Here is a 24,134-nt window from a genome sequence, read left to right as displayed (position 1 = left end):
GTGAAAACCGGCGCGGTCCCTCTGGACCGCGCCGGTCGGTTCCTTGGCTTAGTTCGGCAGGGCGAACACGGTCAGCTGACCACCCAGCGCGGTATAGTCACTGAGAGCGGCATAGCCACCCACGGCGCCCAGACCGTCATTGGGGTTGGTCAGACCAGCCGCCAGACCAATACCGGCCCAGCCACCAACACCCGACAGGATGCCGATATACTGTTTGCCGCCTTGCTCATAGGTCATCACGTTGCCGATGATACCGGACGGGGTCTTGAACCTGTAAAGCTCCTCGCCGGTTTCAGCATGAACAGCCTTCAGATAGCCTTCGAGCGTACCGTAGAAGACAACATCACCCGCTGTCGCCAGCGCACCGGACCAGACCGAGAACTGCTCGGGCAGAGACCACTTGATGCTACCATCGGTATTGTCCCACGCGATGAAGTTACCCATTCCACCATGGCTGTCCGGTGCCGGGTACATCGCCAGAGTCGCACCCACATAAGGCTGACCAGCGGTGTAGGACACGCGGAAGGGCTCATAGTCCATGCAGACGTGGTTGGTCGGCACGTACATCAGCTGGGTCTTGGGCGAATAGGCTGCAGGCTGTTGGTCTTTGGTACCCAGAGCCGCCGGGCAGATACCGGTCGAGTTCACGTCCTCGCCATTCTGTTCCGTCGAATACTGAGCCACCACAGCCGGACGACCATAGGTGTCGCTGTTGGGGTCCATATCGACACCCGTCGTCCAGTTCACAACCGGGTCGAATTTTTCGGCCACCAGAAGCTCACCGGTAACGCGGTCCATGGTGTATCCCAAACCGTTGCGGTCGAAATGGGTCAGCAGCTTACGCTCGGCGCCATCAATTTCCTGTTCCGTCAGGATCATTTCATTGATGCCGTCATAGTCCCATTCGTCATGCGGCGTCATCTGGTAGAACCATTTGGCCATACCGGTATCGATGTCGCGGGCCATGATGGTCATGGACCAGCGGTTGTCACCGGGACGCTGCGCCGGGTTCCACGTCGACGGGTTACCCGTGCCGTAATACATCAGGTTCTCGTCCAGATCCGCGGAATACCAACCCCAGGTCGTGCCGCCGCCAATCTTCCACTGGTCGCCTTCCCAAGTGTTGGTACCCGAGTCCGCGCCAACTGGTTTACCCAGATGGGTGGTCTTTTCAGGGTCAACCAGAATGTCCGAATCCGGACCCATGGAATAGGCACGCCAGACTTGCTCGCCCGAGTTCATGTCATAGGCCGTCACTGATCCGCGCACGCCGAACTCACCGCCTGAGATGCCAACAATGACCTTGTCCTTGATGGGCAGCACGGTGGCTGTATTGGTTTCACCAATCGCCGGGTCGCCATTCTGGACTTCCCAGACCACGTCACCGGACTTGGCATCCAGCGCCACAACCTTGGTGTCCGCCTGATGCAGGAAGATCTTGCCGTCCGCGTAAGCCACACCGCGGTTTACAGTGTCACAGCACATCACCGGAATAACGTCCGGGTCCTGCTTAGGCTCGTACTTCCACACGATCTTGCCGTCATTGGCCAGATCCAGAGCATAAACGATGTTCGGGAACGGCGTGTGGACATACATCATGTCGCCAATCACCAGCGGTGAACCTTCGTGGCCACGCAGAACACCGGTCGAGAAAGTCCACGCCACCTGAAGATCGCCAACATTGTCCGCGTTGATCTGATCCAACTCGGAATAACGCTGGTTTTTGTAGTCACCCGTCTGGATCGCCCATTGTTTCGAGTTCTCCATCTGGGCAACCAGGTCGTCATTGGCATAAGCCGCAGTGGCCAATGCAATGGCAATCCCGGAGGTCCAAAGCGATAGATTTTTCATTCAATCTCCTCCCTTTCGTGCAGCGTTTTCGCTGCATTGCAACACCTCACCCAGGTCGGATTGCGGTGTCTGTTTATGCTCGCCCAGACCAGCCCTTTTCCGGTCTCATCGGCGGGCGAGCAATGCGATCTCTTACGACCCTGGGTCTTCAAAGGTCGCAAGATATGCGATGATATTGGTGCGGTCGTCCTCCTTGCGCAGACCGGCAAAGGTCATCTTGATCCCCTTGGCGTAGTCACGCGGTTTGGTCAGAAACGCGTCCAGTTCCTCGGGTGTCCAGATCAGCCCCCCTTCGGACAGTTCGATAAGGGCAGGGGAATAACCGAACCCTTCGACGGTTGCGGCCTGTCGGCCAACGATACCATTCAGCTGGGGCCCAACCTTGTTTTCTGCCCCCTCGCCAACTGCATGACACGCCTTGCATTTGCGGAAGACTTTTTCACCTGCATCGGGATCGCCTTCGGCATTTGCGAAAGCGGGTGCAAGCATGAGGCAGGTTGCCGTGAATACCGTTCTGAACACTATTTTTCTTTCCTTAGAGTTGTCATTGGCTAAGACGTTCCGCGTGCCATTCGACGTGGTCACGCGCAAAACTGTTCACGAAGAAATACGAATGATCATACCCTTCCTGAATTCTGATTTGTCCGGGTTGACGACGTTTGGCCATCATGTTGGCCAGAGCTTCGGGTTTGAGCAGATCGAGAAACTGATCATCCGCGCCCTGATCGATCAGCAGGTCACCTTTCCAGCCGTGTTCTTCCAGCAGCAGTGTCGCGTCATGCGCGACCCAGGTATTTTCGTCGTCCCCCAGATAGCTGCTAAGCTGCTTGCGGCCCCAATCCGAGCGCGTCGGGTGCGCAATTGGGGCAAATGCCGAAAGAGATCCGAATTTGTCAGCGTTCCGAATCGCGATCGTAATCGCGCCGTGCCCGCCCATGGAATGACCCGTGATCCCGTGACGGTCCTGAACAGGAAAGTTCTTCAGAACAATATCGCGCAATTCGTCGACAATGTAATCATACATCCTGAAATGCGACCGCCACGGGTCCCGAGTGGCGTTTACATAAAATCCAGCACCTTGCCCCAAGTCATAGGCATCGTCATCGGCAACGTTGTCGCCGCGCGGAGACGTATCGGGAAACACAACCGCGACGCCAAAATCAGCTGCAGCCTCTTGGAAGCCACCTTTGGTCATCGCGTTTTCGTGGGTGCATGTCAAACCTGACAAGTACCACAACACTGGTACTGGCCCGGATTTTGTCTGTGGCGGCAGGTATATGGCAAAAGTCATCTCGCAATCGCATGTCTCGGAGGGGTGAGAGTAGACAGTCTGCTCTCCTCCGAAACTACGGTTTTGCGAAATCACCTTCAAATCCATGTCAGTACTCCACCACCGCCCGGATCGACTTGCCTTCGTGCATCAGGTCAAAACCGTGGTTGATCTCATCCAGCGTCAGTTTGTGCGTGATCATGGGGTCGATCTCGATCTTGCCGTCCATATACCAATCGACGATTTTCGGAACATCCGTCCGCCCTTTGGCTCCGCCAAACGCCGTTCCGCGCCACGACCGTCCGGTGACCAACTGGAAGGGGCGCGTCGAAATCTCTGCTCCCGCGGGGGCAACGCCGATAATGATGCTTTCGCCCCACCCTTTATGCGCGCATTCCAAAGCGGTGCGCATTACACCAACATTGCCTGTAGCGTCAAAAGTGTAATCCGCACCACCGCCGGTCAGCTCGACCAGATGCGCCACCAAATCGCCGCTGACTTTCGAGGGGTTGACGAAGTCTGTCATGCCAAAATGCGCAGCCATCTCAGCCTTGCCATCGTTCAGATCGACTCCGACGATTTGATCCGCGCCAGCCATGCGCAGACCTTGGATCACATTCAGGCCGATCCCACCGAGACCAAACACAACGCCGCGGGAACCGATCTCGACCTTGGCGGTATTGATGACGGCGCCGATGCCTGTGGTGACGCCACAGCCGATATAGCAAATCTTATCGAACGGAGCGTCCTTGCGTACTTTGGCCAGCGCAATCTCGGGCACCACAGTGTGATTGGCGAAGGTTGAACAGCCCATGTAGTGATGGATGGGCGTTCCATCCAACATGCTGAACCGGGTCGTACCATCCGGCAACAGACCCGCGCCCTGCGTCGCGCGTACCTTCTGGCACAGGTTGGTCTTGGGGTTCAGGCAGTATTCGCACTCGCGGCATTCGGGTGTGTACAGCGGGATTACGTGATCCCCGACCTCAAGGCTGGTGACGCCTTCGCCAACCTCTAGAACAACTCCGGCCCCTTCATGGCCCAGAATTGCAGGGAAAATCCCTTCAGGGTCATCGCCTGAACGGGTGAATTCATCCGTATGGCATAAACCAGTCGCCTTGACCTCGATCAGGACCTCGCCTGCTTTCGGGCCATCCAGCTCAACCTCCATGATTTCAAGAGGTTGACCTGCCGCCACAGCAACCGCCGCGCGTGTTCTCATTTCTGTCTGTCCTCCCTTGTACCGGAATCATTCAAAGACCGGCAACTTGGGATGAGTATGAAGGCCAGCACCTAGTTCAAACAATTAAGACAATGGTGTGTATTGGGTTGAATGGACTTAAGGCGCAGATTTCATGCATAGTATCCGCGTGGAGGAGACCTGTGATGTCGAACGGCAAGCTAATCGTTATGGCGTTAGCCTGGTTTGGCGTTGCCGGACCTGGTATTGCGGCAGATTTCTCCGACCCCACCTGGCCGTGCATTCAACGCAAGGTCGAGGATTTGTCGTTGGGCCTCATGTGGCCACACCAGATCACCGAATCCGAACCCTCTGAAAGCGGTGCTGACATTGACGAAATCGCTGGCCTTCTGGCGCTCAGGCGGATTGAGCTTGAGGACCTGCAGCCTCAGGTCGCCCAGTTTGCCGCGCGCTACAATGGGGATCCGGATATTCTGGGGTTGGTGTTTCAGCGTGTGTTTGACACGTTGTCCAAACGGCGCAAGCGGATCATCGCAGGGATCGGCGAGTTTTCTCTGAACCAGATCGATATGGCAGAAAAGATTGATCTGGCCCGTGTCGAAATGGAGCAGGCCTTAGCTGCAGAGCCGCCGGATTTTGACCGCGTTGACGCCCTTGAAGAGCAACTGGATTGGGATCAGTTGATCTATACGGACCGTCAGCGCTCGATCACCTATCTGTGCGAAACTCCGCAGATCATCGAACGCCGCCTGTTTGCAATCTCGCAAATGCTGCAGCAATTAACGTCAGATCAGGGATAAGTTGCCGGGGCGGATTTAGCCCTTTTGTATGTCGCAAAAAATCTTAACCGCTGCGACGGCTGACACAGCTATTCCCATTCAAGTTCGGTAAACGCAACCGTTGCATTGCGTGGGTTATAGGCGTCGAACAACTCCCATTGCTCCGCTTCACTTCGGGCGATTGTTTCGACCGCATCGCCCAGTCGCTGCCCTGTTTCTACCGCCTCGCGGGTGTCGGTTTCCAGCACATCCAGATAGCGCACCATGTCTTCGGAGCCTTCCGGCCAGGCCAGGATCGGGCCGCCGTGGCCGGGGACGATCTGGGTCACGTCGAGCCCGGTCATTTTCTTCAGAACACGTTGCCACCCGATCAACGCGCCATCCAATGCCGGCGTGTGCCTATGAAAGACCAGATCGCCGGTGAACATAACACCCGAATTCACATCCATGACCGTCAGGTCATTCCCGGTATGGGCCCGTGGCCAGGCCCGCAGGACCAGTTTGCGACCGCCCAGATCAATCTCTTGTTCGGTTTCGACCGCGATATCGACCGCAATTGGCCCGATACCAACATAGGCTTCCGGGCCGATAACAGCGCTCAGGCTGGCGATGTAATTCCCCAGACGGTCCAGCAGAGCACGCTCCAACCCCGCATGGCCGACGACCTGCGCCCCTGAAAGGGTCAAAGGTCCTGTCCCAAAGGTGTGATCAGGGTGCATGTGGGTCAAAATGACGTGACTGACGGGCCTGTCCGTCTCGGCTCGAATGGCGCGCCAAACCGCCTCGCCCATCCACGGGGCCGTGCCGGTATCGATCACCGCGACGCTATCCTGACCGATGACAAATCCGATATTCGAGACGTCACCCAGATTTTCCGCGTTAGGTTCTTCTATCAGTCCACGATGCACAAACAGACCGGGCGCGGCTTCCTCGAAATCCAGTGTTTGGCCAACAGGTTGGCAGATGGGCTGTCCGCTGTGCCCATCAGCGCGCGGCGGCGGCGACATCTCCAGCATCCGTTCGCAATCTGCCTGCAACTCAGCCTCATAGCCCGGCAAGAGCTGCTCTCTGCAGGGTTCGGTCGCGGCCTGCACGCATAGCAAAATTACGACTTCGAACATGACGCCCCTCCGTCCCGAAGATTGGCACAAATCGGTGTCAGAACCACACCACCTTTCGTCGGCATGTTTTTTTCTGGTGTTTTATGGCATATTCTGCGGCACCGGTTGCCGGAGGAGACATCATGGCCAAAGCACTAGCACCCGCAGCGATCCTTTCATTGGCGCTTTGTGCGCCCGCATGGGCCGAGCAGTCCGTCAAGAATCCGCTGGTTGACAGCGAAACCTGGCAGGACCTGCAATATGATGTTGTTGGCGACAGCCAGATCGGGAGTGCGGACACGCTGCTTTCGCTGGATGCACCTTATCGGGCACATGATGCCGCAACAGTGCCTATCGTTTTAAAGCAACTTGATCCTGCAGCCAGAATCTCCGCCGCTACTGTGGTGATCGACGAAAACCCCGCACCAATCGCCGGTGTCTTTACCTTTTCGCCGGCCATGGGTGAGTTGGATTTCGAAATGCGGGTCCGCGTGAATCAATATTCAAATGTCCGCGTGATTGCCGAAACACCTGACGGGCTTCATATGACCGGTCGCTTTGTCAAAGCCTCAGGAGGTTGTTCAGCTCCGGCCAGCAAAGACCCCGAGGTCGCCCTGGCGACAATGGGCAAGATGAAACTGCGCAGTTTCGGTCAAGAGGCTCAGATTTCGACACCACGCCGCGAAGCTCAGATCATGATCCGGCACCCCAACTATTCCGGCCTGCAACGTGATCAGATCACACAGCTGTTCATTCCCGCACATTTCATCGACCATATCGAGGTTTGGCAGGGGGATGAGCTGTTGTTCACTATGGACGGTGGCATTTCAATCTCGGAAAACCCTGCGTTCCGCTTTGCCTATAACGACAACGGCACGACCATGCTGACGGTCAAGGCAACGGATACTGAGGGCAATACGTTCGAGAAAGACCTGCCCAAGGCGGCCGCCAGCTAACGGACGGTTTCACGTTCAGTTCAGAAACAGACAACTTCAGCTTCGGCCTGCGCCCGACGCAGGTCGGCCACCATGTTTTCAGCCAGGACTGCGCTTTTGAAAAACGACATGCGCTCACCGCCGACGCGGCGCATCGACAGGACGGTTTCCGCTTGTTCATATCTCTCATAAGGCAGTATCGAAGCGATCAGATCGATTGAGCATGAACACCGGTCCAGCATCTCGCGCGTTTGGCCGTTGGTTACCATGCACGCAAACACATAGTCCGCGCGTGCGGAGGTCGGGTAGTCGTTCAGCCGGTCCGCGACGCTTTGAGCCGCAGCAGAAACCGGCGCAACAAGGTAAGCCGCGATGACGACTGCAAGGGTCATCCGACCCACTTCCCACGTTACAACACGGGCCTTCATTGGCGACCCTCCTGCACGCCCTCAAACTGCATTTCCGACCTGTAAACAGCCGCGCCGCCGTCTTCCGGCACAGCCTCTGCCACAAGGCTCAGATACCAACCCGGAACCTCCTCTGACACTGTCACACTGAGGGTGAGATCTCCGAAACCCTGCATCCGGTCCCGGTTGGGGTCTTCGGCAAAGGGCCGCATATGGATGGTCTGCACCGGGACGGTTTTGCCGTCGACCACCGCCTCACCCTCGATAATCTCGGCAGGTTGAACTAGCGCATCTTTGACACGGTTTCGGATATAGAACGGGCTGCCGCCTGCAGACTCGGCCATGTCCCGGATGGCGCTTTCATAAAACACCATGATCATGGGATTCCCGACACTGGCTGGGAACACTCCCATGGCGCGGTGTTTTTCGTCCTGGCGGAACTCCAGATGCGCCATTTCAGACCCGTCATCCCTGAAGCTGAGCGCGATATCGCCGGTATCCCGTTCCGCACTGTCAGGCCGCAGCCGGTTTGTCACTGTGCGCTGATATACCAGTTCCTTGTCGCGGGCGACTGTGTCCAGAACACCATCCTGGAACAGCAAATCATAGGCTTGTTCGGCGTCTATCGGCGCAGCAGATGCCGGAGACAAAGTTAGGAACGAAAAAGCCAGCCCGCACAGAAACATTCTCATGATTTCATCCTCCCAAGGATGAGAGTATGGGCTAATCGGCCCATGTCACCGCCGACTTTTGTCGGTGTCCAATATTTGAACACTCTGAGCCCGCCTGATTTTCCAAATGATCAAAGATCTCAGACGCGGCAGTTTGACCGGTTTTGTCATGACCGAAATCTCATGCCGCAACCCGTCCTGACGCAAGGCTTCACTGCGATCGGCCGTGATCAGAATTGCCGGAACCTGAGTCTGCGTCATCTCTCGAATCTGGCCAATTGCATTTACACCGGTTTCACCGTCATCCAGTTGATAATCGGCCAGAATAATGTCGGGCGGCATTCCAATGTCTTTGATGAATTGCATCGCTTCAGCCGGTGAGCGCGCAGGCAGCACGCTTGCGCCATTCTGTTCCAGCCATTGCGTTGTACCGAACAGAACATCGCGGTCGTTTTCGATCACCAGGACAATGAAATCCAGCGGCACATCGCTGGTGTTCGCCAACAGGTCCAGAGGCTCAACCGGGCTTTGCGCCGCCGCGACCCTGTCCATTTCGATGCTGAACACTGACCCCATGCCGGGTTTTGACCGCAAGGAAAGCTTGTGCCCCAAGAGCCGGCAGGCGCGGTCTACCACAGACAATCCCAATCCCATACCCGAGCCCAATGGCACGTTATCGGCCCGTGTGAACTCTTCGAAAACGCGTTCCTGATCCTTGCGCGCAATTCCGATGCCTGTGTCCCAGACCTGCAAGATGACCTTGTCACCGCGTCTGCGACAGCCAACCAGAACCCGGCCTCCGGGCTCGGTATACTGGATGGCATTCACCACCAAATTCTGGATCGAGCGCAATAGATAGACCGGATCCGAGTTCACGATTTCCGAACACGGCACAACATCAAGCCGGACATTCTTGTTCTCGGCAACCAGCGTCTGGTCGCCCTGTATCCCGGCAACCATCGAAGCAAGGCTGACATCTGTGGGTGAGACGGTATCCGGATCAGCGGTTTCCAGTCGCGAAATATCCAGCAACGAATGCAACAATTGCTCGGCAGAGCCGAATGCACCGTCCAGACGCTCCATCATCTCATGAAACTCGGTCTCGCGGGTGATTTCCAGCAGGGTCGAGATCATCAGCTTCGCTGCGTTGATCGGCTGAAGCAGATCGTGGCTGGCCGCGGCAAGGAACCGTGTCTTGGAAGACACCGCAGCTTCGGCGCGTTCTTTCGCGATCCGCAGGGCTTCTTCCACGCGCGCTTTTTCTTCGTATTCCTGAACCAACTTGGCGTTGGCATGGGTCAATTCGGCCGTGCGCTCCATGACGCGGTTTTCCAGCGTCTCGGTCGCGCGGGCCTCAAGCGTTACATCCTTCAACTCAACCAGAAACCCGCCATCCGGCAGTTGGTTTACTTGAATGTCCAGCACGCGGTCCGACCCGTCACGTACGCGTTTGCGAAGCCAGCCCCGACTTTTCAGCTCGTGTTGCCACCTGCCGATTCTGCGCTCGTCATCCGCCTTGATCAGCCCGCGTGCCCGCATCAGGTCCAGAAGCGTTTTTACAGGTACGTTTCCCTGCAAAAGCGACTGCGGCAGGTTCAGGATCTCCCGGAACCGCGCGTTGTGCATCATGATTTGGGACTCTGACGAAAAAGTGCATACGCCCGAGCTCATGTTCTGAAAAACCGCTTGCAGGTAGTCTTCCTGCCGGTCGATCAGGGTCTCTTTTTCATCGCGGTTTCTGCGTACAACCGAAGTGATGTCTGTCAGCAGAATGACCACGTTCTGAGAGGAAGTGTACTGCGCGCTGAGTTGGTACCAGCGATCACGCCGCAGTTCGATCACGTCGCTTGATACCATGCCCGTATGGCAATTGCGCTCCAGCGTGTCCAACATGTTCGAGATACCATTGTCGGACGATACGAACTCGGGGCTGCTTTGAACCAGCAGAAAGAACCGCCCAAGTGTAAGACCGGGTCCGATCAGATCGGACATGTCCGGGAAAATTGCCTGAAACAGCTCGTTGCACAGATTCAACTCACCATCGGTGAACAGCGCGAACCCTTCTTCCATGGAGGACAGCGCTTTTACAAGGCTCTTTCGGGTTTGTTCGCGTTCGTATCTGGCACTTTCTAGTTCGGTGGTGGCCCGTTCCAGATCGCGGCTTTGTTCCATAACCTGTTGTTGCAATTCGATGGCCGACTGAAACGCCAGAAAAGCGGACGGGCCGACATCCTTCTGACGGTTGGCGCGCCGCATCAACGCATCAATGATCTTGGCTTGTTTCGAGACCTGGATTTCAAGCGGATCGTCTGGATTCAGCATGGTCAGCTCAGGTCCCGCTTCTCTGGTTCGAAGAAGGCGACGCCCACAAAGGTCTGGTTCATATGTACGCCGGATTGCTGTTCTCCATAGGTGTTGAAGCCAACTACGCGGTGGGATTGCAACACGTCAGAGACCTGACTGCTCAGCTGTTTTTGTTCGATCTCCAGTTTGCGTAAAATACAGTCGAACCCAAGGATGAAATCAGGCGCCGTTCCGGTCGTGTCGCGCACATCCAGCCCGGCCTTGAGCGTTTCGATGATTTCCTTCCCGCGCCCCAAAGTCATAATCAGCCCATCATCAATCGCCGCCAGAAAGGACAAAGAGCCCCCCTCCATCGGCTCGCGAATGGCGCGTACATAGTAGTTCAGATTTTGCCGCAAAAGCAGCGGGTTCTCGGCAAATACCAGTGGTGAAAGATCCTCGGCCGCGCAGCCGACCAGGCGCGCGTATTCCTGCGCTGCAGGCGCACCGTTGATTTCATAGACCACACGCTCTTCGGGGTCGGCATCGGTGATGATGATCTCTGACCCGATCGGCAGGAAATGGTCGAACCCTATGCCCTGAAAACCAAGGTTTGTCTCAATCAACAATAGTACGGCCGCATTGCTGTGGGCCTTGCCGCCATGAAAAACAAAGGTTTCTTCATACTGCAGGCCGTCCCCGGCAGAGCCGCCGAAAATCGGTAGCCCGTCCAAAACGGTTTCCAGGGTCGAGACCAGCAAATCCTCTTGCTTGGATAATCCGTCCGAGAACACCAAAGCCAGCCTGTTCCACCCTGCTGTATGGCGAAACCGTTGCGCCTGCCGCTGCGCAGTCACCGCGATCTCGGTCGACTCAAGCGGTCTGATTCCTTCGAACAGGATGGATGAACAGCGGAAATTCGACTTCGGAAAGGCCAGCAGCAAAAGCGCGTCCGATTCATACCCTGTTTGCGTGATCTGCCCCGCAGTGGTGCAACCGAAAACAGGAACGCCCGCCAGTTTCCGATCCAGACAGCGCGCGATTTCTATCGGATCAAGGTTGCTCGGAATAAAAGCCAAAACGAAGCATGACAGATGACAATCAATTTCCGCGCAAGCTTCTTCAACAGCAGTCGCAGGATCCAAGGCAACGGAACGGCCTATGGCGATGAAATTCGGTCCGTGCTCCAGATCCCGCATATGCGCCCCCTAGTGTTGAAGAAAGGACTTAACCTCCGGCTCATGTCGCGATTGCCGGGCGACGACAGAGTCGACCAAAACTGCGGCCTGAGTTCGATTACGCACCCCGAGGCGACGCAACAAAGCGGTGATGTGCGCCTTGACCGTAGCCTCGGCCAGCGACAGCTCATATGCGATCTGTTTATTGGACTGACCCACACAAATCAGCTTGAGGATTTTGACCTGCTGCGGAGTCAGCGACGACAGCTCGGGGCTGGATTGGTAAACAGCGCTTTCGGGCGGCTTCGTCTCTTCGACACGGCTGTATTCGGTCGGAACGTATTTTCGGCCCGACGCGATCTGCTGTACCGCAAGTTTCAGTGTTTGCGCAGGCGTGTCTTTGGGTAAGAACCCCATAGCACCGTGGTCCAGAAGGGAGCGCACCAGCTCGCCAGACGCAAGCGACGATATCACCAGAACCGGTGCCTTGGGACAGCGCTGCCGCAACTGTTGAAACCCCGAGATACCGGTGACATCCGGCAGCTTGAGGTCGAACATGATCAAGTCGGGCTTGAAGCCTGTGCCAAGTATCTCAAACGTTTGCTTGAGGGTGCTGGCTTTTTCGATCCGGCACTTCTCGAAACTCAGTTGCAAGGCTGCAGCCAATGCATCGCTGAACAGCGGATGATCGTCAACGATCAACACGCTGGATACCTGGTCCACCGGCTCAGGACATCCCATAGTATGCATTGCCTCTCCTCCGAGAGGAAAAGTACATCATTTCCAGATCAGTTCAACTGTTTCATTATTAAGTAGACGAAAGATACTATTAATAACAAAAGCTTGATACTTCGAGCGGCCTAGTTATGCAGGAACCGACGGGAAAATTCCATCAAGTCCGGGTCTGCCGCGCTGGGATCGAAAATCTGCCGGTCTAAGTCCCGCAATTGCTCCAGACGCCGAGATGACGGCCCGTCCCGGCGCAAAATCGCGGTAGCAGCTTGTCGCAGCCCATTCGCGCGACCGGCCTTTGCACAGCGCCGCAATTCGCGAACCAGAGGATCGAAAAACGCAAAGCGTTGCAGGGCGCGTGAAGCTGCCATTCGGTGGCCCGACATGCCAAAGGCCAGACCTGTCAGAAAAACAACGATGGCGACCGCAAAAACCGGCCAACCCGGCAAAGTTGCAGGGGGTGCTGATGTTTGCACGATGTCGGAGCGCTCCGGTGATGTAACAGTACCATAGGCAATGCGTTGAGGAGAGATCGTGACCTCTCGGGCTTCGCGCGCAAAAGTGTCAAAATAACTGAAGTGCAACGGCTCGACGATGCCTGATGTGTCGTTCGACGGACGAATGGTCCAGCGCCAGAATGCATAGGTGACCGGCCCCTCAGGGGTCAGTTCGACAAGGCGTTTTTCGGGATGCGCGAAGATCAGGGCCGAGGGTGAAGTAAGTTCTGGCATTGGCGGAATCATCTCGGGCGTCGCGCCCAAAGCCTCAAGCCGGATAACACGCAATACACCCTCACCGGGCGCGAGCTGATCCGGGGCGTTCGACCATTGGTCCGAGATTTGCAGTTTGCGGACCGGAAACCACCAATCCTTTGTCGCAGGGGCCTCGGCCACCTGAATGGTTAGCGGTTTCGATTGAATGTCATGTTCGAACCAGTCGTCGTTTTCGTCGGTCAGGGTCAATCTGTGAACGAACGGACCAATCGAAAGCTCGCCTGCCTCAACAGGATAGATTGCCATGCGCCTTGTGAAGACTTTGTATTTTCGGCCATTGATCCGCTCCTCTGTCCAGTTGTCAGGTCCTAGCTGGGCCCAGCTGAACCCTTCGAAATCGGGCTGGATCAATTCTTCGCGCGTGATGTGCCGACGATAAACACCGCGTATGGTCAAAAGCACCATCTCGCGGGTGAAGGGCACAGTGGAGTCGTCGTCGATGGTGACCTCTATTGACACCTCAGAAGGTAGCACGGTCTTGGATTGCGCAACCAACTGAACGGGAAGCATGATGACAAATAAGACCAACCACCTCATTCCGGGCTCTCCGCTTCTGGCGGGGACACGCCCAGCTTGACCCGGCGCTTATGTTCCTGCGCGATCCGGGCCGCCATGAACTCTCCGGGAACATCAGAGAGTTGATTGAGCCAGCGTTGGTCGGCGACCATGAATTTGTCATCAAAGATGCGCCGCACACCCAACCGACCGCGGCTGTCCAATTCTGCCAGTCCCAGCATCGTGTTCGAATTTGTGACCTCACTGCCTGTTCCCGCTGCGCGCGCATTGCCTCGGGCTACAAAGCTATCGGCTTTGGGACCCGACTTACGTTCCGGGAAAAGGCCCAAAGCGTCCGGGTCGATCTGTTGCCCTGCATAGTACGCGGCCAGCACATCGAAATTTGCCTGAGCATCCGGGTTACCCTTATTGATGGCCTGATCGTAAGCCTCCAACGCCGCGGCCAACTGACCGTTTTTGGCCTCGGCATTGCCCAGGTTGTAGTGGTTTCCGGCCTGCTTGAACGCATCGGCGGCTTTGTCGAACTCCCCCGCACGGTAGAGGGCAATACCTTGCCAGCTCGGGTCGGAAAACAGGTTTGCTGCCAAAGGATACAGACCTAACGCCAAGGCAACGCGACCAAAGGGGGCAACACCGCCCGTCGCAAGGGTAAGCGCAATACACGCAGCGCCTGCAATCGCAAGCAACCTCATGCGCGTTCCCTCCAAAACAGTAACAACAGGGGGAGCAGTGCGAAGATCAAAAAATACCGCCCCAAATCGTGCCAGAACAGCACGGGATAGTCTGCACGTTCCAACCTAGTCGCAGCATCATCAGCTAACCAAACGGCCAAATCATCTGTCTGATCCAGTGTGAAGACTGCACCGTCACCAACGCCGACATGGGTTTGCATCTGAGCTGTCGGAGAGTTTAACGACACCAAAGACACACGCGTCCCGCGCGATGCAAGGGACGCGACTTGCTGCAGTGAGGGTGCGCCCAGACCGTCGCCATCCGTAAAGATCACCACGTCCCCGGCCAAAATCCCTGCTTCTTCGATCCGCTGAAGCGTCAATGCCAGCGCCCGTTCCGGACGCGATCCTTTGTCGGGAACGGTCTCACTATCGATGAGAGACAGGGTTTGCCCCAGTTGCCGGTGATCCGTCGTCATGTCCGTCGCGACATAGGCATCGCCCGCGAAAACAACGATACCACCGGGCCGAGACCCAAGTGCACTGATGCCAAAGCGCCCCATGCTCAGCATTTGTGGCCAGCGGTTGTCGTTCACCACACTGTCCGATGCATCAACAAGGAAGAATACTCCGTCCAGGTTGCGATAGGTTTGCGCGTCACGTCGCTCGATGGCTGGGCCAGTCAGCGCAATTGCGATGGTGCCGCTGATCAGCAGTAAGGCGACTGGCGTGATCGGGAACGAACCTCCTTCGATCCTGCCAATCGCCGCCATCGCTTTCATAAGCTGAGGGTCAGTCACCTTGTCCCATGCCCCAAACCCTCCGGCGCGGGAAAGCAACCACCAGCCAACTGCGCCCAGGAAGAGCACGAAAAGCCCCCAATACGGCCTGAGAAAAGTAATATCCAATTCAGTCATTCCGACTGCCTCCACGCCGCTATCAAAGCAAGCGCCGCAGCCAATGCTGCGGGCCATGTCCAATAGGATTTGTGAACCTCAGCCGTGAGGCCTGCGCTGTCCGTTGCTTCCAACCGATCCAACGCCTGTGTCACCTCGATCAGATCATCTGTGGTTTTGACGCGAAAAGCCTCACCGCCCGATACCTCGGCAATGGCCTGCAATGTGGCAGCGTCAACCACGCCGCGTTCGCCGATTTCAGCGCTTTGCAGGTCCTTGGGACCAAGTGCAATCGTGTGGACCCGCACCCCCATTTCAGCAGCCAGTTCCGCCACACCACGGGGGTTCGTAGCCCCTGCATTGTTCACCCCATCCGACAACAGGATCACAACGCGCGAGGCTGCCTGACTATCAGCGAGCCGCTTCAACGCGAGGCCCAGGCCGTCGGAAATATTGGTTGCGCGGCCTGAGATCCCTATCGTGGCTTCCTCAATTCGTCGCGCGACAGCTTCAGTATCAAAGGTGAAAGGCGTGGCAAAATAAGCCTCGGACCCGAACACGATCAAAGCCACCCGGTCGCCTGCGCGGCGTCGGGCGAATTCAGACCCGACGCTTGTCACCGCTTCCAGCCGGGTGATCCGCCGCCCATCGAGAAAAAAATCATCCCGCACCATTGAACCTGAAAGATCCAGAACAATCGCAAGGTCTCGGCCAGACACTTTCAGCGCGCTGACGGGCTGCAGCTCACGCGGACCGGACAAGGCCAGGACAATCAGCGCCCAAATGGTCCACAAGGTGAGGCGATCAGCCAAGCGCCGGTTTGCGGCGTTAACTTCAGGGCTGGCAGCCAACAGCGTCCCACCAATGCGATCAGGAACCGGAAACCCGCGTTCAAAAACTGGCCGTGGTTTGATCAGACGAACAACTACCAGAGGAAGCGGTAACAGAAGCAAGACCCAGGGATCAGCCAGTTCAAACACGCCTCGCAACCTCATCTTGCAAAGTCTCAAGATCGGGGCCCCCGCCGGGTTGATACAGCTCACCCCTTAATTCTGCATAGCGCATCGGATTCTGAGAACGCAGCCTGTGCAGAAGCGCCACCTTTCGCCGCTCAGCAGTCCAACCTTGTTGATCTGCGAACTCATCTGTCGGATCCATCGACTTGTTTGCGCTGGTCTGGATACTCAGAAACCGCAGGATGGCAACGCATCCGACCGACGCCAACGCCGCGATCCCAAGAACAACCGCATATTCGGCAGGTGCCCCGCCCGCAGCCTCGGCGGGTAAATGAATGTCCCGCAGACTGGCCAGCATAGTGGCCTCTGAGAGGGCGGTCTCGGTCATGACACGTATCTTTCCGCAAAACCCGACGAAATGCGGCGAGAGGTTTGTTCGACCGTGTCACTGGCATTCACAACAAGCGCCGTATGATCGGCAACCTTTTGATAAATCGGTGCATCCTCGGGCGCTGCCTCATCCAGATAAACGCGCCTTTGCTGTCCATCAGACAGGCGGATCGGATACCAACCCCTTGGCATTTCGTGCGTTTTGCTTTCCGTCACAAGGACCAAACGTGTGTTTCTGCGATGATCGAGCCGATCCAGCAGATCGGCAAAACCCTCTCCCTGCTGATCAAAGCCGGATGCGACAATGATCTCGGACCCAGACGGCGTCAGGCGTTCAACACCCGCAAGCGCATGTTCCAGGGTCCACCCCTGATCTTCACCCGTCTGCAAGGAATTCAGGCTACGTGCATGGGCTTGAACCAGACCACCGATCACATCCAACATCCCCCGCGTCTTTCCGCGCAGTGGGACAATAACAGGTGTGTCGGTGGTGAGCGCCAGCAACCCGACTCTTCCGCCGCTTTCGACCATTTGCCATCCGACCAGGGTCAGAACTTCGGCCGCTGCGACCGAGAGAAATGCCCGTTGCAATCCCCAAAACATCGGCGCGCGAAAGTCGGCAATCAACAAGGCCACCCGATCCCGTTCCTCCTGAAACTGGCGGATATGCAGGCGCCCGGTGCGGGCGGTTGTGCCGCGATCCAGATGGCGCATGTCATCCCCCGACACATATTCGCGCACGTCTGCAACCTCGATACCCTGCCCGCGCTTTCGGGTCAGGAATCCACCCGGCAAAGCCGCCAATACGGGGTTCTCGTTTTCGGTCAAAGCGACGTGTCGCAAGGCGATCAAGGCGTCCGTTGTCAGGCTCACGCCCGTATGAGCCAGCACATCGGTCACAGCGGCTCGACCGCATTCAGAATGTCCGCCACCAGTTCGCGGGGCTTTTTGCCATCTGCGATGGCGCTCCATGTCAGTACCATGCGATGGGCCAACGCATCGGGCGCAACGGCAGCCACATCCTCGGGCAAGGTGAAATCGCGACCGCGCAGGTAAGCGCGTGCACGCGATGCCGAAGCCAAGGCCAGCGAACCACGGGGCGAAACCGCGTGTTCAATAAATCCGGCAAACGGGCCTTCGCGGGTCGCGGTCACAAGGCGCACGATGTAATCCCGCAACTCCGGCGCCACATGCACGGCTTGGGCTTCGGCACGCGCCGCCTGCAATTCGGTAAGCGTCATCTGCTGAGCGTCCGGCGGCCCGTCCTGCGTTTCGGCAATGACCAGATCAAGGATCTGGCGCTCGGTTTCCAGATCCGGCAGTGTCAGCACAACATGCAACAAGAACCTGTCCAGCTGTGCCTCTGGCAAAGGGAAGGTTCCGTCGTGCTCGATCGGGTTCTGGGTGGCAATGACCAGAAACGGGTCAGGTAGGGCATGCGTTTCATTACCAACCGTAACCTGATGCTCGGCCATGGATTCCAGCAAGGCCGACTGCACCTTCGGTGGCGCGCGGTTGATTTCATCAACCAGTACCAATGTGTGAAATACCGGGCCCGGAACAAACTCAAATCGCCCTTCCTGCGGCTGATACACGGGCGTTCCTGTCACATCAGAGGGCATTAGATCGGGCGTGCACTGAATTCGGGCAAAGCTGCCCTCGACGGCGTTCGACAACCATTTAACTGCACGCGTTTTCGCCAGCCCCGGCGGGCCTTCGACAAGAAGATGTCCGCCTTCCAGCAATGCGATCAAAAGGGATTCCACCAGATGCGCGTGCCCGACAAGCCCCTGCGACAAATATCCCGATAATCCCGCAATCGCGCGCGGCGGGTTTTCAGGCCTGGTGTCCATATGTCCTCCCTTAGACCCATGGGGGTCCAATACCTGAGGTCAGGCTACCTGCAGCGTGCGCTGGGCAAAATATACCAGATGGTATTGGTATTACCTGGGCACTTGGACCGATGTCGTACAACCTTGATCAAACAGAGCCGCAAACTGCGGATCCGCCAGTGTTTTATCTGTTTTGGTCCATAGATGGTCATATTGGCTATCGATATACTCGATAAATCCCGGGTCGATGGTTTGATCAACCGGAGATTGTGCAACGGCATGCAACATGAAGATGTCAAACGCGCAAAGACCACTTGGGTTGGAATTCAGAAGTGCACGCATGAAGTCATGTGAGCTCCACGGCAGACGCTGCAGGTTCACTGGCGTTTCCTGCAGCTTGGACAAGAATCCCATCGACGTGTCAAACAGCAGAATGTCCATGCCAAAGGTGAAGGATTGAAATAATTCTTCCAGCAGGATCGATTTGTGAAAATCTCGCTCTAGCTGGCCGGGGTGGTCATGTGCAGGTTGCTTGACCACGATATGAGTCCCCTGCCCCCGACGGCCAAAGAATGTCTGCGCCATGGCCGGAGACGTCACCACATAGCCGCGACCCGTAGGCAACCCAAGCTGATGGACTTCACTAAGCCAAGCAATATCCTCCGACAAATCGTTGTTTGGCGGGTATCCCGAATATAGGCGCAATACCACCGTTCGACCAGTTCCACAGTCCCGCGCTGAAGAACCAGCATACCGCATTGGCGTTGGATGCCCAAAACTGTGTTTCAACAGATCCCGAAATGCATTTAGAACAACCAATGTCTGCGGGTGGGGCTTTTCCCCTACAAGGCACAAGGCTGCACCTGCCAGATCGCGCCCGTTTATATGAACGGGAATTGCCAAATCGCGCCCCAGCATGGTTGAGCGAAGCTCATACCCCCATCCTTTTTGCGCAAGCTCAATGTAATCGCGCTTACCTGCGTGAAGCGCACCAGCGCAGGCAACAAGCATGGTGATCTGTAAAAGAAGATAGCGCATGCAATCCCTCGTGCGGCGCAGAACAACACTGTTAGAATACAAAGGCCGTCCGCGAACGGAAATACAACATTCGCATTCAACTTCATCACGGTTCATTAGCCCGGTGAAACCGAGCTAATTACCCCGTAGAACTCCGGCAGATGCTGTCAGACAAATTCGAACCGGTAATAGTATGACGTTAAAACCGAATACCGATCCGGAACTGTCCGTCATCGAATGATTTGGAACACGAGCGATTGATTGGCTTAGGAGGATCAGGCTCGTTGTAGTTTCATTTTATGCCGCGTTGTGTTGATGCAGCAAGCAGCGTTTCTGGATTGTCTGTTTCTTGATCTCCTTTCTGCGCCTGAAGATGGTGTCAGCCTGACCAAAGTAAACATCAGCAAGTGTTAGGTTGCCGATGCTCTGGTGACAACGATTGTGGTTGCAATGGATGCAAGGGCAGACGTGAGTTATGATGATCGACAGGGACCGCAGCCGGGACACCCCGAGGCCTTGTCGGGACATTAAAGTCCGATCTTCTGATCGGAACCGGGCATGCGGAATTCATCAAGGCCAGCGGTCGTATGCACCGCGCCAACAGGCCTGACAAATGACTGCAACCTGCTTCGATATACGTCGCTCAAGAAACCTCTTGCAAAAAAGAGACGTCCACAAATGACAAGGCCCCAAAAAGACCGTCTTAGATAGCGACAAGTCTTGCCAACGGTTCCAAACTGGGAAGTAACCGTTGGACTTGTTGTTTGAACAAAAAACATCGACTCACGTTAGGTAGTTAACGCAACACCAAAATAAGCAACAAAAACGAAATAAGCAGAGAAATAATAAGGAGACGGACTAATGCATGGGCGCGTTTTCTCCAACGTACCACGCGCTTTTTTTGATACTTCTCGTCAAACTCAGTTTCTTCTTCCGATATTTTATCAAGAAGCGGTCCAACAATTTTGCTAGTCAACGCCGATTGATAAAAACTCTCAACACCAATTTCCCTTTCGGAAGGTTGCCCAAAGACGTCCACAGCTGTTTCTTTGGTCAGAAACGAAACCGAGTTCACGTCATCAAAATAGATGCGCGCAACACCTGGAATTACGATTTGATCTACACCCATCTGTTCAAGGATGGCGTGTGATTTATCGGATAAGTCGCATACATCACCCTCAGCCATCACAGCTTGAGACTGTCGGGGATTATTTCCCACAATTGCCTGCATCCCGGTAAAAAGGAGGAACTGCCGGTCATTTTCAAAATGCGAAATCAAATGTTCGGTGGTTTGAAGCAGCCATGGAGATCCAACATAATTTATGTTGTCCATCTTCGACGACCGTAGCAACTGAAAAGGGCCTGGAGCATCCACAAACATGTAGCTATGCATACCCGCTGGCGACCAATTCCGACGCGATGTTTCGGCAGGTAGTGCTATCTTGGTTGACGTACCAACTGCATAGTTTGCCCAACATAATGCATGGCTGCTCCATTCTTCTGATGTATTTAGGACACCCGCAATACCAGTGACTTCGGGCTGTTGCTCCAATAGTTCCAAGGCCAAGGTTATACCATGTAATGAGACGTCGGTGGTACAAGCAGGCAAAAGCAGAACATGCTTACCGGGCCAGACCCGCGCAGCCACACGAAGCGGGTCCTGATCTGCAGAAATGATTTTACCACCGAACCGCGCAACTGCGCCACTGAGAGACCTCTCCAATACAGTAGGGGCAGAAATGAGCATCGGCACGCCCGAAACGGAAATCGCTTGTCCAATGGACAGGGCTTGGATCGCCTCTTGTTCGGAAGCCGCGGGGAAAAAAACAACGAGGTTTTTGGTCAGCATGCTGATGGATCCGTTGAATAATCGAAAAGCTCAAAATCCGTGCGAAATCTATCTAAGAACAGTTTCAATGTCTTCGAATCAAAAAAATCAGAATAGTCCTTGGTTCTGCCACTTCTATTAAGGCGAGCTCCGGTTTGCCACTTACTATCGGCACCAACGATGTCGGCAATGCACTTCTGCGCCTCATCAATCTTCTCGAGTCGTCCGATGTAATCGTATTCAATAACATCGTGATAAATCGCGGCGCTTTGCGGAACCCAATGGCGATCCATTTCGAAGTCAGCTTGTTCGCATACGAACTCGACAAAATCGCTGAAAGAGATTTCCGTGCTGACCGCCTCATCAAAAGTACAACGTCGACCAGTTTTATGATCAAGGATCTTTATTCTATTATAAACCCATTCATCAAACCGTCTGTTGAGATCATATGTCTCCGTGCCGAAATCTGCAACACGGTTCAAATAGCACGATACTATCCGTGAAAAGGGATTTCGGACTATCGTAACTTTAGGTATTGACGAATTCGACAGGAGTTTACCAAATTGATCGTCGCCGATTTCAGCAGCACCCTTAAGACCAGTATTCACACGGTTATGTGGCTGAACATTTTGCGGAAGAAATTTTGGAAAATTCTCCAAGTGATAAAAGTACGCTTTCATCGTACTGCAACCATTCTTGGAAACAGCCGTATAAATCAGGCTAATATTGCTGCAGTATAACACATCGTTGTCAAACGTATAAGACCTATGACTACGATGCCGTAACATGGCCACGTCGGTTGAGTTTATCTTGTTCATGTTTTTATTAATACGCATCGTCATTGCGTCCATGATGGGTATTTCATCCTCAATACGTCCCCATCCGAACAAAGGATTTCCGTACGCCTGCCAATGAATTGGTAACACTTGTGCCCGGTGCTTCGCATAGCTGTCGAAAGGCCTTCTGTACGCTTTCGCATTTCTTCAAACTGCGAGTTAGTCTCGCGGACATGACAGGTAACGAGCAGGTTTGTATAAGCGACTGCATTTTCAGCTAACCCAAGTCGTTTTAACTTGATATAGAATTCCTCGTGTTCTCCGAGAATCTTTATGTCATCGTTCCAACGCAAGCCATGATCTGTGAATAAGCTACGGCGTATTAGAGCAAAATTGTTTACAGTATCAGCATATTCTAAGAAATGACGCTCATTCAAAAAATGGCGCTTTCGGGCAGTATACTCCACGGGAACAAAAGTAGCAGTGTCAGAATCATCAATTAACTTTAAAGTAAAGGTGTTTGGTAGTGGCTCTTTCAAAGAACCATCTCGATTCCTTTCCTGATTCAGAACCACCCCTCCTAGAATTTGAATTTGCGGATAGGATTCCATTGCGTTCAGCGCCTGCTTAAAATGCAACTGGTCATCAAAAATAAAATCATCGTCAACCAAAAAAATGATGGGTCTGTCGGTCGCTTCAATACACGCATTTCGGCTGCGGGATAAACCAGCATCTGGATCCATAAAGATCAACCTAAGGTCATACTCTTTTGCAAGAACCTCCCAAGGTGCTCTATCTTGGTCCTGAACAGCGATGTTTATCCGAATTTGTGGGCCAATCTGCTTTCGAACGGACTTGATAAATGTTGTTGTTGAGTCGATCCGATTAACCGTGGTGAATATCATGTCGACGTCAGCGGCGGAGAATCCATTGTCCGTTTTAGTCTTTGGAATGTCGGAAGACGAACCAGTATCGTCACTCATTGCGACCCGGAAGAGTTGGCCAATCAGCGTATTATCATTGAGCAGCTCCCGCCGTGGCAAAGCGCGGTCTACTGGACGAAAGCGCGCATTGTACAGCATTACAAGTTTAGCGTCTTCACTTATGTAATTGCGATAGTTCAACAAATCGGAGCGTTTGAAAAACAGGTCGGAATCAGCCCAGTCGATAGGATGGATAGCAGCTTCGGGCAAAAGTTTGGCAGTTGACGCGTGCTTTTCTACAAGTGGCGTGATTACCCCCGCCCCTACAGCCTGCCAATCCAATTCTTCGCCCGTAGCAACAGCGTCAACTAAGAGCTTTGTCACTTCAGCCACAGCTTCACTAACGATCTTAGATCCCGGCCGTGCCGCCATAAAGTTATTGCTAACGTGGCCCCGCGCCTTTTTCATACACAAGAATTGGGCCTCTCCAAGCTCGGCATCGGCGTAGGCTGCAAGATCGTGCAAAGCGATGGCATCCATGTCGACCCAAAGGCCGCCATACTTTTCCAATAGTTGCAAACGAATGTAGTCGGCCTTTTGCGCCAATTGCGGTCCAGTCTTCCCTCGGACTCGTAGCCTCTCGAAATCTATCGGTAGGTCTCCGATCAATTCCGGCAAATCGTCCGGTCCGACTAAGTGGACATCCCCCGTCGCACATTGTTTATTTAGAATTTCGTGACAGAGCTGTAAGTAAGGCGGCGTGCGATGTCCGGGAAGGTTCTCCCAATATGTCCAAACTTTGAACGCCGAGCTCTCCGCGACCGATGAAGATTTTACCATCTATTTGACCAAATTGAAATGAGCAGGCAAAGATTGCACCTTAAAGCTTCAGAACAACTTACGGTTACTGACTGCCAAGAGCGCGGTTCAACTAGCTGGTGCTCAATTCACTAAAAAATGTCAAGCCAATATGCCTAGTTCGCCTATGGTTGGGCATGATAGCACCAACATTCCAACCCGTCAGATGTCAACTTAAGTGTCTTCGTCATGGCCACTGTGGCAGTTTAAGTCGATGTGATAAGAGAGGGTTTCTGGCGCATCTTAACCGCCAAGGAGTGGATCTATGGACGTCCCCTGCGCAAGGTGTTT

The 24,134-nt window shown here is 54.8% G+C and carries 23 protein-coding genes; 2 read left to right on the top strand and 21 right to left on the bottom strand.

What is annotated here, in order from left to right; all coding sequences use genetic code 11:
• Nucleotides 1-48: 48 nt before the first annotated feature.
• The 4 genes from xoxF5 to ACRZ9X_RS03165 form a co-directional block, all read right to left on the bottom strand.
• Complete coding sequence (xoxF5, locus tag ACRZ9X_RS03180; protein WP_480515922.1) at nt 49-1,851, bottom strand: lanthanide-dependent methanol dehydrogenase XoxF5; 1,803 nt, start codon at nt 1,849-1,851, stop codon at nt 49-51.
• Nucleotides 1,852-1,983: 132 nt separating this feature from the next.
• A complete protein-coding gene (locus tag ACRZ9X_RS03175) occupies nt 1,984-2,340 on the bottom strand; it encodes a c-type cytochrome (protein WP_480515921.1) in 357 nt (118 codons plus the stop codon).
• Nucleotides 2,341-2,395: 55 nt separating this feature from the next.
• Nucleotides 2,396-3,229 (bottom strand): S-formylglutathione hydrolase, encoded by an 834-nt coding sequence (fghA, locus tag ACRZ9X_RS03170; protein ID WP_480515920.1) that lies wholly within the window; start codon nt 3,227-3,229, stop codon nt 2,396-2,398.
• A 1-nt stretch (nt 3,230) separates the two neighbouring features.
• Nucleotides 3,231-4,343 carry an S-(hydroxymethyl)glutathione dehydrogenase/class III alcohol dehydrogenase gene (locus tag ACRZ9X_RS03165; RefSeq protein ID WP_480515919.1) on the bottom strand — a complete coding sequence of 371 codons (1,113 nt, stop codon included), beginning with the start codon at nt 4,341-4,343 and terminating at the stop codon, nt 3,231-3,233.
• Nucleotides 4,344-4,507: 164 nt separating this feature from the next.
• Between ACRZ9X_RS03165 and ACRZ9X_RS03160 the strand changes: the two genes are divergently transcribed.
• Entirely contained in the window at nt 4,508-5,122 is a 615-nt protein-coding gene (locus ACRZ9X_RS03160; protein WP_480515918.1) for a hypothetical protein, read from the top strand.
• Between the two features lie 68 nt (nt 5,123-5,190).
• Here ACRZ9X_RS03160 and ACRZ9X_RS03155 read toward each other — a convergent pair whose 3' ends face one another.
• Nucleotides 5,191-6,222, bottom strand: coding sequence for a quinoprotein relay system zinc metallohydrolase 2 (locus ACRZ9X_RS03155; protein WP_480515917.1), 1,032 nt, complete (start codon nt 6,220-6,222; stop codon nt 5,191-5,193).
• 122 nt (nt 6,223-6,344) lie between these two features.
• Between ACRZ9X_RS03155 and ACRZ9X_RS03150 the strand changes: the two genes are divergently transcribed.
• Nucleotides 6,345-7,157 (top strand): quinoprotein dehydrogenase-associated SoxYZ-like carrier, encoded by an 813-nt coding sequence (locus ACRZ9X_RS03150; protein ID WP_480515916.1) that lies wholly within the window; start codon nt 6,345-6,347, stop codon nt 7,155-7,157.
• A gap of 20 nt (nt 7,158-7,177) precedes the next feature.
• On the opposite strand, the gene ACRZ9X_RS03145 is transcribed toward ACRZ9X_RS03150, so the two are convergent.
• The 16 genes from ACRZ9X_RS03145 to ACRZ9X_RS03070 form a co-directional block, all read right to left on the bottom strand.
• Nucleotides 7,178-7,528 (bottom strand): hypothetical protein, encoded by a 351-nt coding sequence (locus ACRZ9X_RS03145; RefSeq protein WP_480516567.1) that lies wholly within the window; start codon nt 7,526-7,528, stop codon nt 7,178-7,180.
• Between the two features lie 32 nt (nt 7,529-7,560).
• Nucleotides 7,561-8,235, bottom strand: a complete 675-nt coding sequence (locus tag ACRZ9X_RS03140) for a hypothetical protein (RefSeq protein ID WP_480515915.1) — start codon at nt 8,233-8,235, stop codon at nt 7,561-7,563.
• 45 nt (nt 8,236-8,280) lie between these two features.
• Nucleotides 8,281-10,536 carry a PAS domain-containing sensor histidine kinase gene (locus tag ACRZ9X_RS03135; RefSeq protein WP_480515914.1) on the bottom strand — a complete coding sequence of 752 codons (2,256 nt, stop codon included), beginning with the start codon at nt 10,534-10,536 and terminating at the stop codon, nt 8,281-8,283.
• A 2-nt stretch (nt 10,537-10,538) separates the two neighbouring features.
• Entirely contained in the window at nt 10,539-11,696 is a 1,158-nt protein-coding gene (locus ACRZ9X_RS03130; RefSeq protein WP_480515913.1) for an FIST N-terminal domain-containing protein, read from the bottom strand.
• 9 nt (nt 11,697-11,705) lie between these two features.
• A complete protein-coding gene (locus ACRZ9X_RS03125) occupies nt 11,706-12,425 on the bottom strand; it encodes a response regulator (RefSeq protein WP_480515912.1) in 720 nt (239 codons plus the stop codon).
• 110 nt (nt 12,426-12,535) lie between these two features.
• Nucleotides 12,536-13,717 (bottom strand): hypothetical protein, encoded by a 1,182-nt coding sequence (locus ACRZ9X_RS03120; RefSeq protein WP_480515911.1) that lies wholly within the window; start codon nt 13,715-13,717, stop codon nt 12,536-12,538.
• Nucleotides 13,714-14,388 (bottom strand): hypothetical protein, encoded by a 675-nt coding sequence (locus ACRZ9X_RS03115; RefSeq protein ID WP_480515910.1) that lies wholly within the window; start codon nt 14,386-14,388, stop codon nt 13,714-13,716. Before ACRZ9X_RS03115 ends, ACRZ9X_RS03120 begins: the two co-directional genes overlap by 4 nt.
• Nucleotides 14,385-15,284 carry a VWA domain-containing protein gene (locus tag ACRZ9X_RS03110; RefSeq protein ID WP_480515909.1) on the bottom strand — a complete coding sequence of 300 codons (900 nt, stop codon included), beginning with the start codon at nt 15,282-15,284 and terminating at the stop codon, nt 14,385-14,387. Before ACRZ9X_RS03110 ends, ACRZ9X_RS03115 begins: the two co-directional genes overlap by 4 nt.
• Entirely contained in the window at nt 15,281-16,243 is a 963-nt protein-coding gene (locus ACRZ9X_RS03105; RefSeq protein WP_480515908.1) for a VWA domain-containing protein, read from the bottom strand. The genes ACRZ9X_RS03110 and ACRZ9X_RS03105 overlap by 4 nt, the downstream gene beginning before the upstream one ends.
• On the bottom strand, nt 16,236-16,607 hold the full coding sequence (locus ACRZ9X_RS03100) for a hypothetical protein (RefSeq protein ID WP_480515907.1): 372 nt from the start codon (nt 16,605-16,607) through the stop codon (nt 16,236-16,238). The genes ACRZ9X_RS03105 and ACRZ9X_RS03100 overlap by 8 nt, the downstream gene beginning before the upstream one ends.
• On the bottom strand, nt 16,604-17,509 hold the full coding sequence (locus tag ACRZ9X_RS03095; RefSeq protein WP_480515906.1) for a DUF58 domain-containing protein: 906 nt from the start codon (nt 17,507-17,509) through the stop codon (nt 16,604-16,606). The genes ACRZ9X_RS03100 and ACRZ9X_RS03095 overlap by 4 nt, the downstream gene beginning before the upstream one ends.
• The gene (locus tag ACRZ9X_RS03090) at nt 17,506-18,462 is read right to left on the bottom strand and encodes an AAA family ATPase (protein ID WP_480515905.1); all 957 of its coding nucleotides are present in this window, start codon (nt 18,460-18,462) and stop codon (nt 17,506-17,508) included. Before ACRZ9X_RS03090 ends, ACRZ9X_RS03095 begins: the two co-directional genes overlap by 4 nt.
• 90 nt (nt 18,463-18,552) lie before the next feature.
• Nucleotides 18,553-19,575 carry a hypothetical protein gene (locus ACRZ9X_RS03085; protein WP_480515904.1) on the bottom strand — a complete coding sequence of 341 codons (1,023 nt, stop codon included), beginning with the start codon at nt 19,573-19,575 and terminating at the stop codon, nt 18,553-18,555.
• A 679-nt stretch (nt 19,576-20,254) separates the two neighbouring features.
• Entirely contained in the window at nt 20,255-21,307 is a 1,053-nt protein-coding gene (locus tag ACRZ9X_RS03080) for a hypothetical protein (RefSeq protein ID WP_480515903.1), read from the bottom strand.
• Nucleotides 21,301-22,137: a sulfotransferase family protein gene (locus ACRZ9X_RS03075; protein ID WP_480515902.1), complete on the bottom strand. Its 837-nt coding sequence runs from the start codon at nt 22,135-22,137 to the stop codon at nt 21,301-21,303. The genes ACRZ9X_RS03080 and ACRZ9X_RS03075 overlap by 7 nt, the downstream gene beginning before the upstream one ends.
• Nucleotides 22,125-23,825, bottom strand: coding sequence for a glycosyltransferase (locus ACRZ9X_RS03070; protein ID WP_480515901.1), 1,701 nt, complete (start codon nt 23,823-23,825; stop codon nt 22,125-22,127). The genes ACRZ9X_RS03075 and ACRZ9X_RS03070 overlap by 13 nt, the downstream gene beginning before the upstream one ends.
• Between the last annotated feature and the right edge of the window lie 309 nt (nt 23,826-24,134).

It is taken from the genome of Ruegeria sp. AL1, assembly GCF_056540905.1.
The sequence above is the reverse complement of the archived record's forward strand: the minus strand, read 5'-3'. Positions and strand labels throughout refer to the sequence as shown.

Coding starts and splice junctions, on each gene's coding strand:
- ACRZ9X_RS03090 (WP_480515905.1), bottom strand. CDS start 18,462: ATGGACACCAGGCCTGAAAACCCGCCGCGCGCGATTGCGGGATTATCG.
- ACRZ9X_RS03145 (WP_480516567.1), bottom strand. CDS start 7,528: ATGACCCTTGCAGTCGTCATCGCGGCTTACCTTGTTGCGCCGGTTTCT.
- ACRZ9X_RS03120 (WP_480515911.1), bottom strand. CDS start 13,717: ATGAGGTGGTTGGTCTTATTTGTCATCATGCTTCCCGTTCAGTTGGTT.
- fghA (WP_480515920.1), bottom strand. CDS start 3,229: ATGGATTTGAAGGTGATTTCGCAAAACCGTAGTTTCGGAGGAGAGCAG.
- ACRZ9X_RS03125 (WP_480515912.1), bottom strand. CDS start 12,425: ATGCATACTATGGGATGTCCTGAGCCGGTGGACCAGGTATCCAGCGTG.
- ACRZ9X_RS03165 (WP_480515919.1), bottom strand. CDS start 4,343: ATGAGAACACGCGCGGCGGTTGCTGTGGCGGCAGGTCAACCTCTTGAA.
- ACRZ9X_RS03135 (WP_480515914.1), bottom strand. CDS start 10,536: ATGCTGAATCCAGACGATCCGCTTGAAATCCAGGTCTCGAAACAAGCC.
- ACRZ9X_RS03085 (WP_480515904.1), bottom strand. CDS start 19,575: ATGAACCGTGATGAAGTTGAATGCGAATGTTGTATTTCCGTTCGCGGA.
- ACRZ9X_RS03100 (WP_480515907.1), bottom strand. CDS start 16,607: ATGACCGAGACCGCCCTCTCAGAGGCCACTATGCTGGCCAGTCTGCGG.
- xoxF5 (WP_480515922.1), bottom strand. CDS start 1,851: ATGAAAAATCTATCGCTTTGGACCTCCGGGATTGCCATTGCATTGGCC.
- ACRZ9X_RS03115 (WP_480515910.1), bottom strand. CDS start 14,388: ATGAGGTTGCTTGCGATTGCAGGCGCTGCGTGTATTGCGCTTACCCTT.
- ACRZ9X_RS03070 (WP_480515901.1), bottom strand. CDS start 23,825: ATGGTAAAATCTTCATCGGTCGCGGAGAGCTCGGCGTTCAAAGTTTGG.
- ACRZ9X_RS03150 (WP_480515916.1), top strand. CDS start 6,345: ATGGCCAAAGCACTAGCACCCGCAGCGATCCTTTCATTGGCGCTTTGT.
- ACRZ9X_RS03175 (WP_480515921.1), bottom strand. CDS start 2,340: ATGCTTGCACCCGCTTTCGCAAATGCCGAAGGCGATCCCGATGCAGGT.
- ACRZ9X_RS03130 (WP_480515913.1), bottom strand. CDS start 11,696: ATGCGGGATCTGGAGCACGGACCGAATTTCATCGCCATAGGCCGTTCC.
- ACRZ9X_RS03160 (WP_480515918.1), top strand. CDS start 4,508: ATGTCGAACGGCAAGCTAATCGTTATGGCGTTAGCCTGGTTTGGCGTT.
- ACRZ9X_RS03110 (WP_480515909.1), bottom strand. CDS start 15,284: ATGACTGAATTGGATATTACTTTTCTCAGGCCGTATTGGGGGCTTTTC.
- ACRZ9X_RS03075 (WP_480515902.1), bottom strand. CDS start 22,137: ATGGACGCAATGACGATGCGTATTAATAAAAACATGAACAAGATAAAC.
- ACRZ9X_RS03155 (WP_480515917.1), bottom strand. CDS start 6,222: ATGTTCGAAGTCGTAATTTTGCTATGCGTGCAGGCCGCGACCGAACCC.
- ACRZ9X_RS03140 (WP_480515915.1), bottom strand. CDS start 8,235: ATGAGAATGTTTCTGTGCGGGCTGGCTTTTTCGTTCCTAACTTTGTCT.
- ACRZ9X_RS03080 (WP_480515903.1), bottom strand. CDS start 21,307: ATGCTGACCAAAAACCTCGTTGTTTTTTTCCCCGCGGCTTCCGAACAA.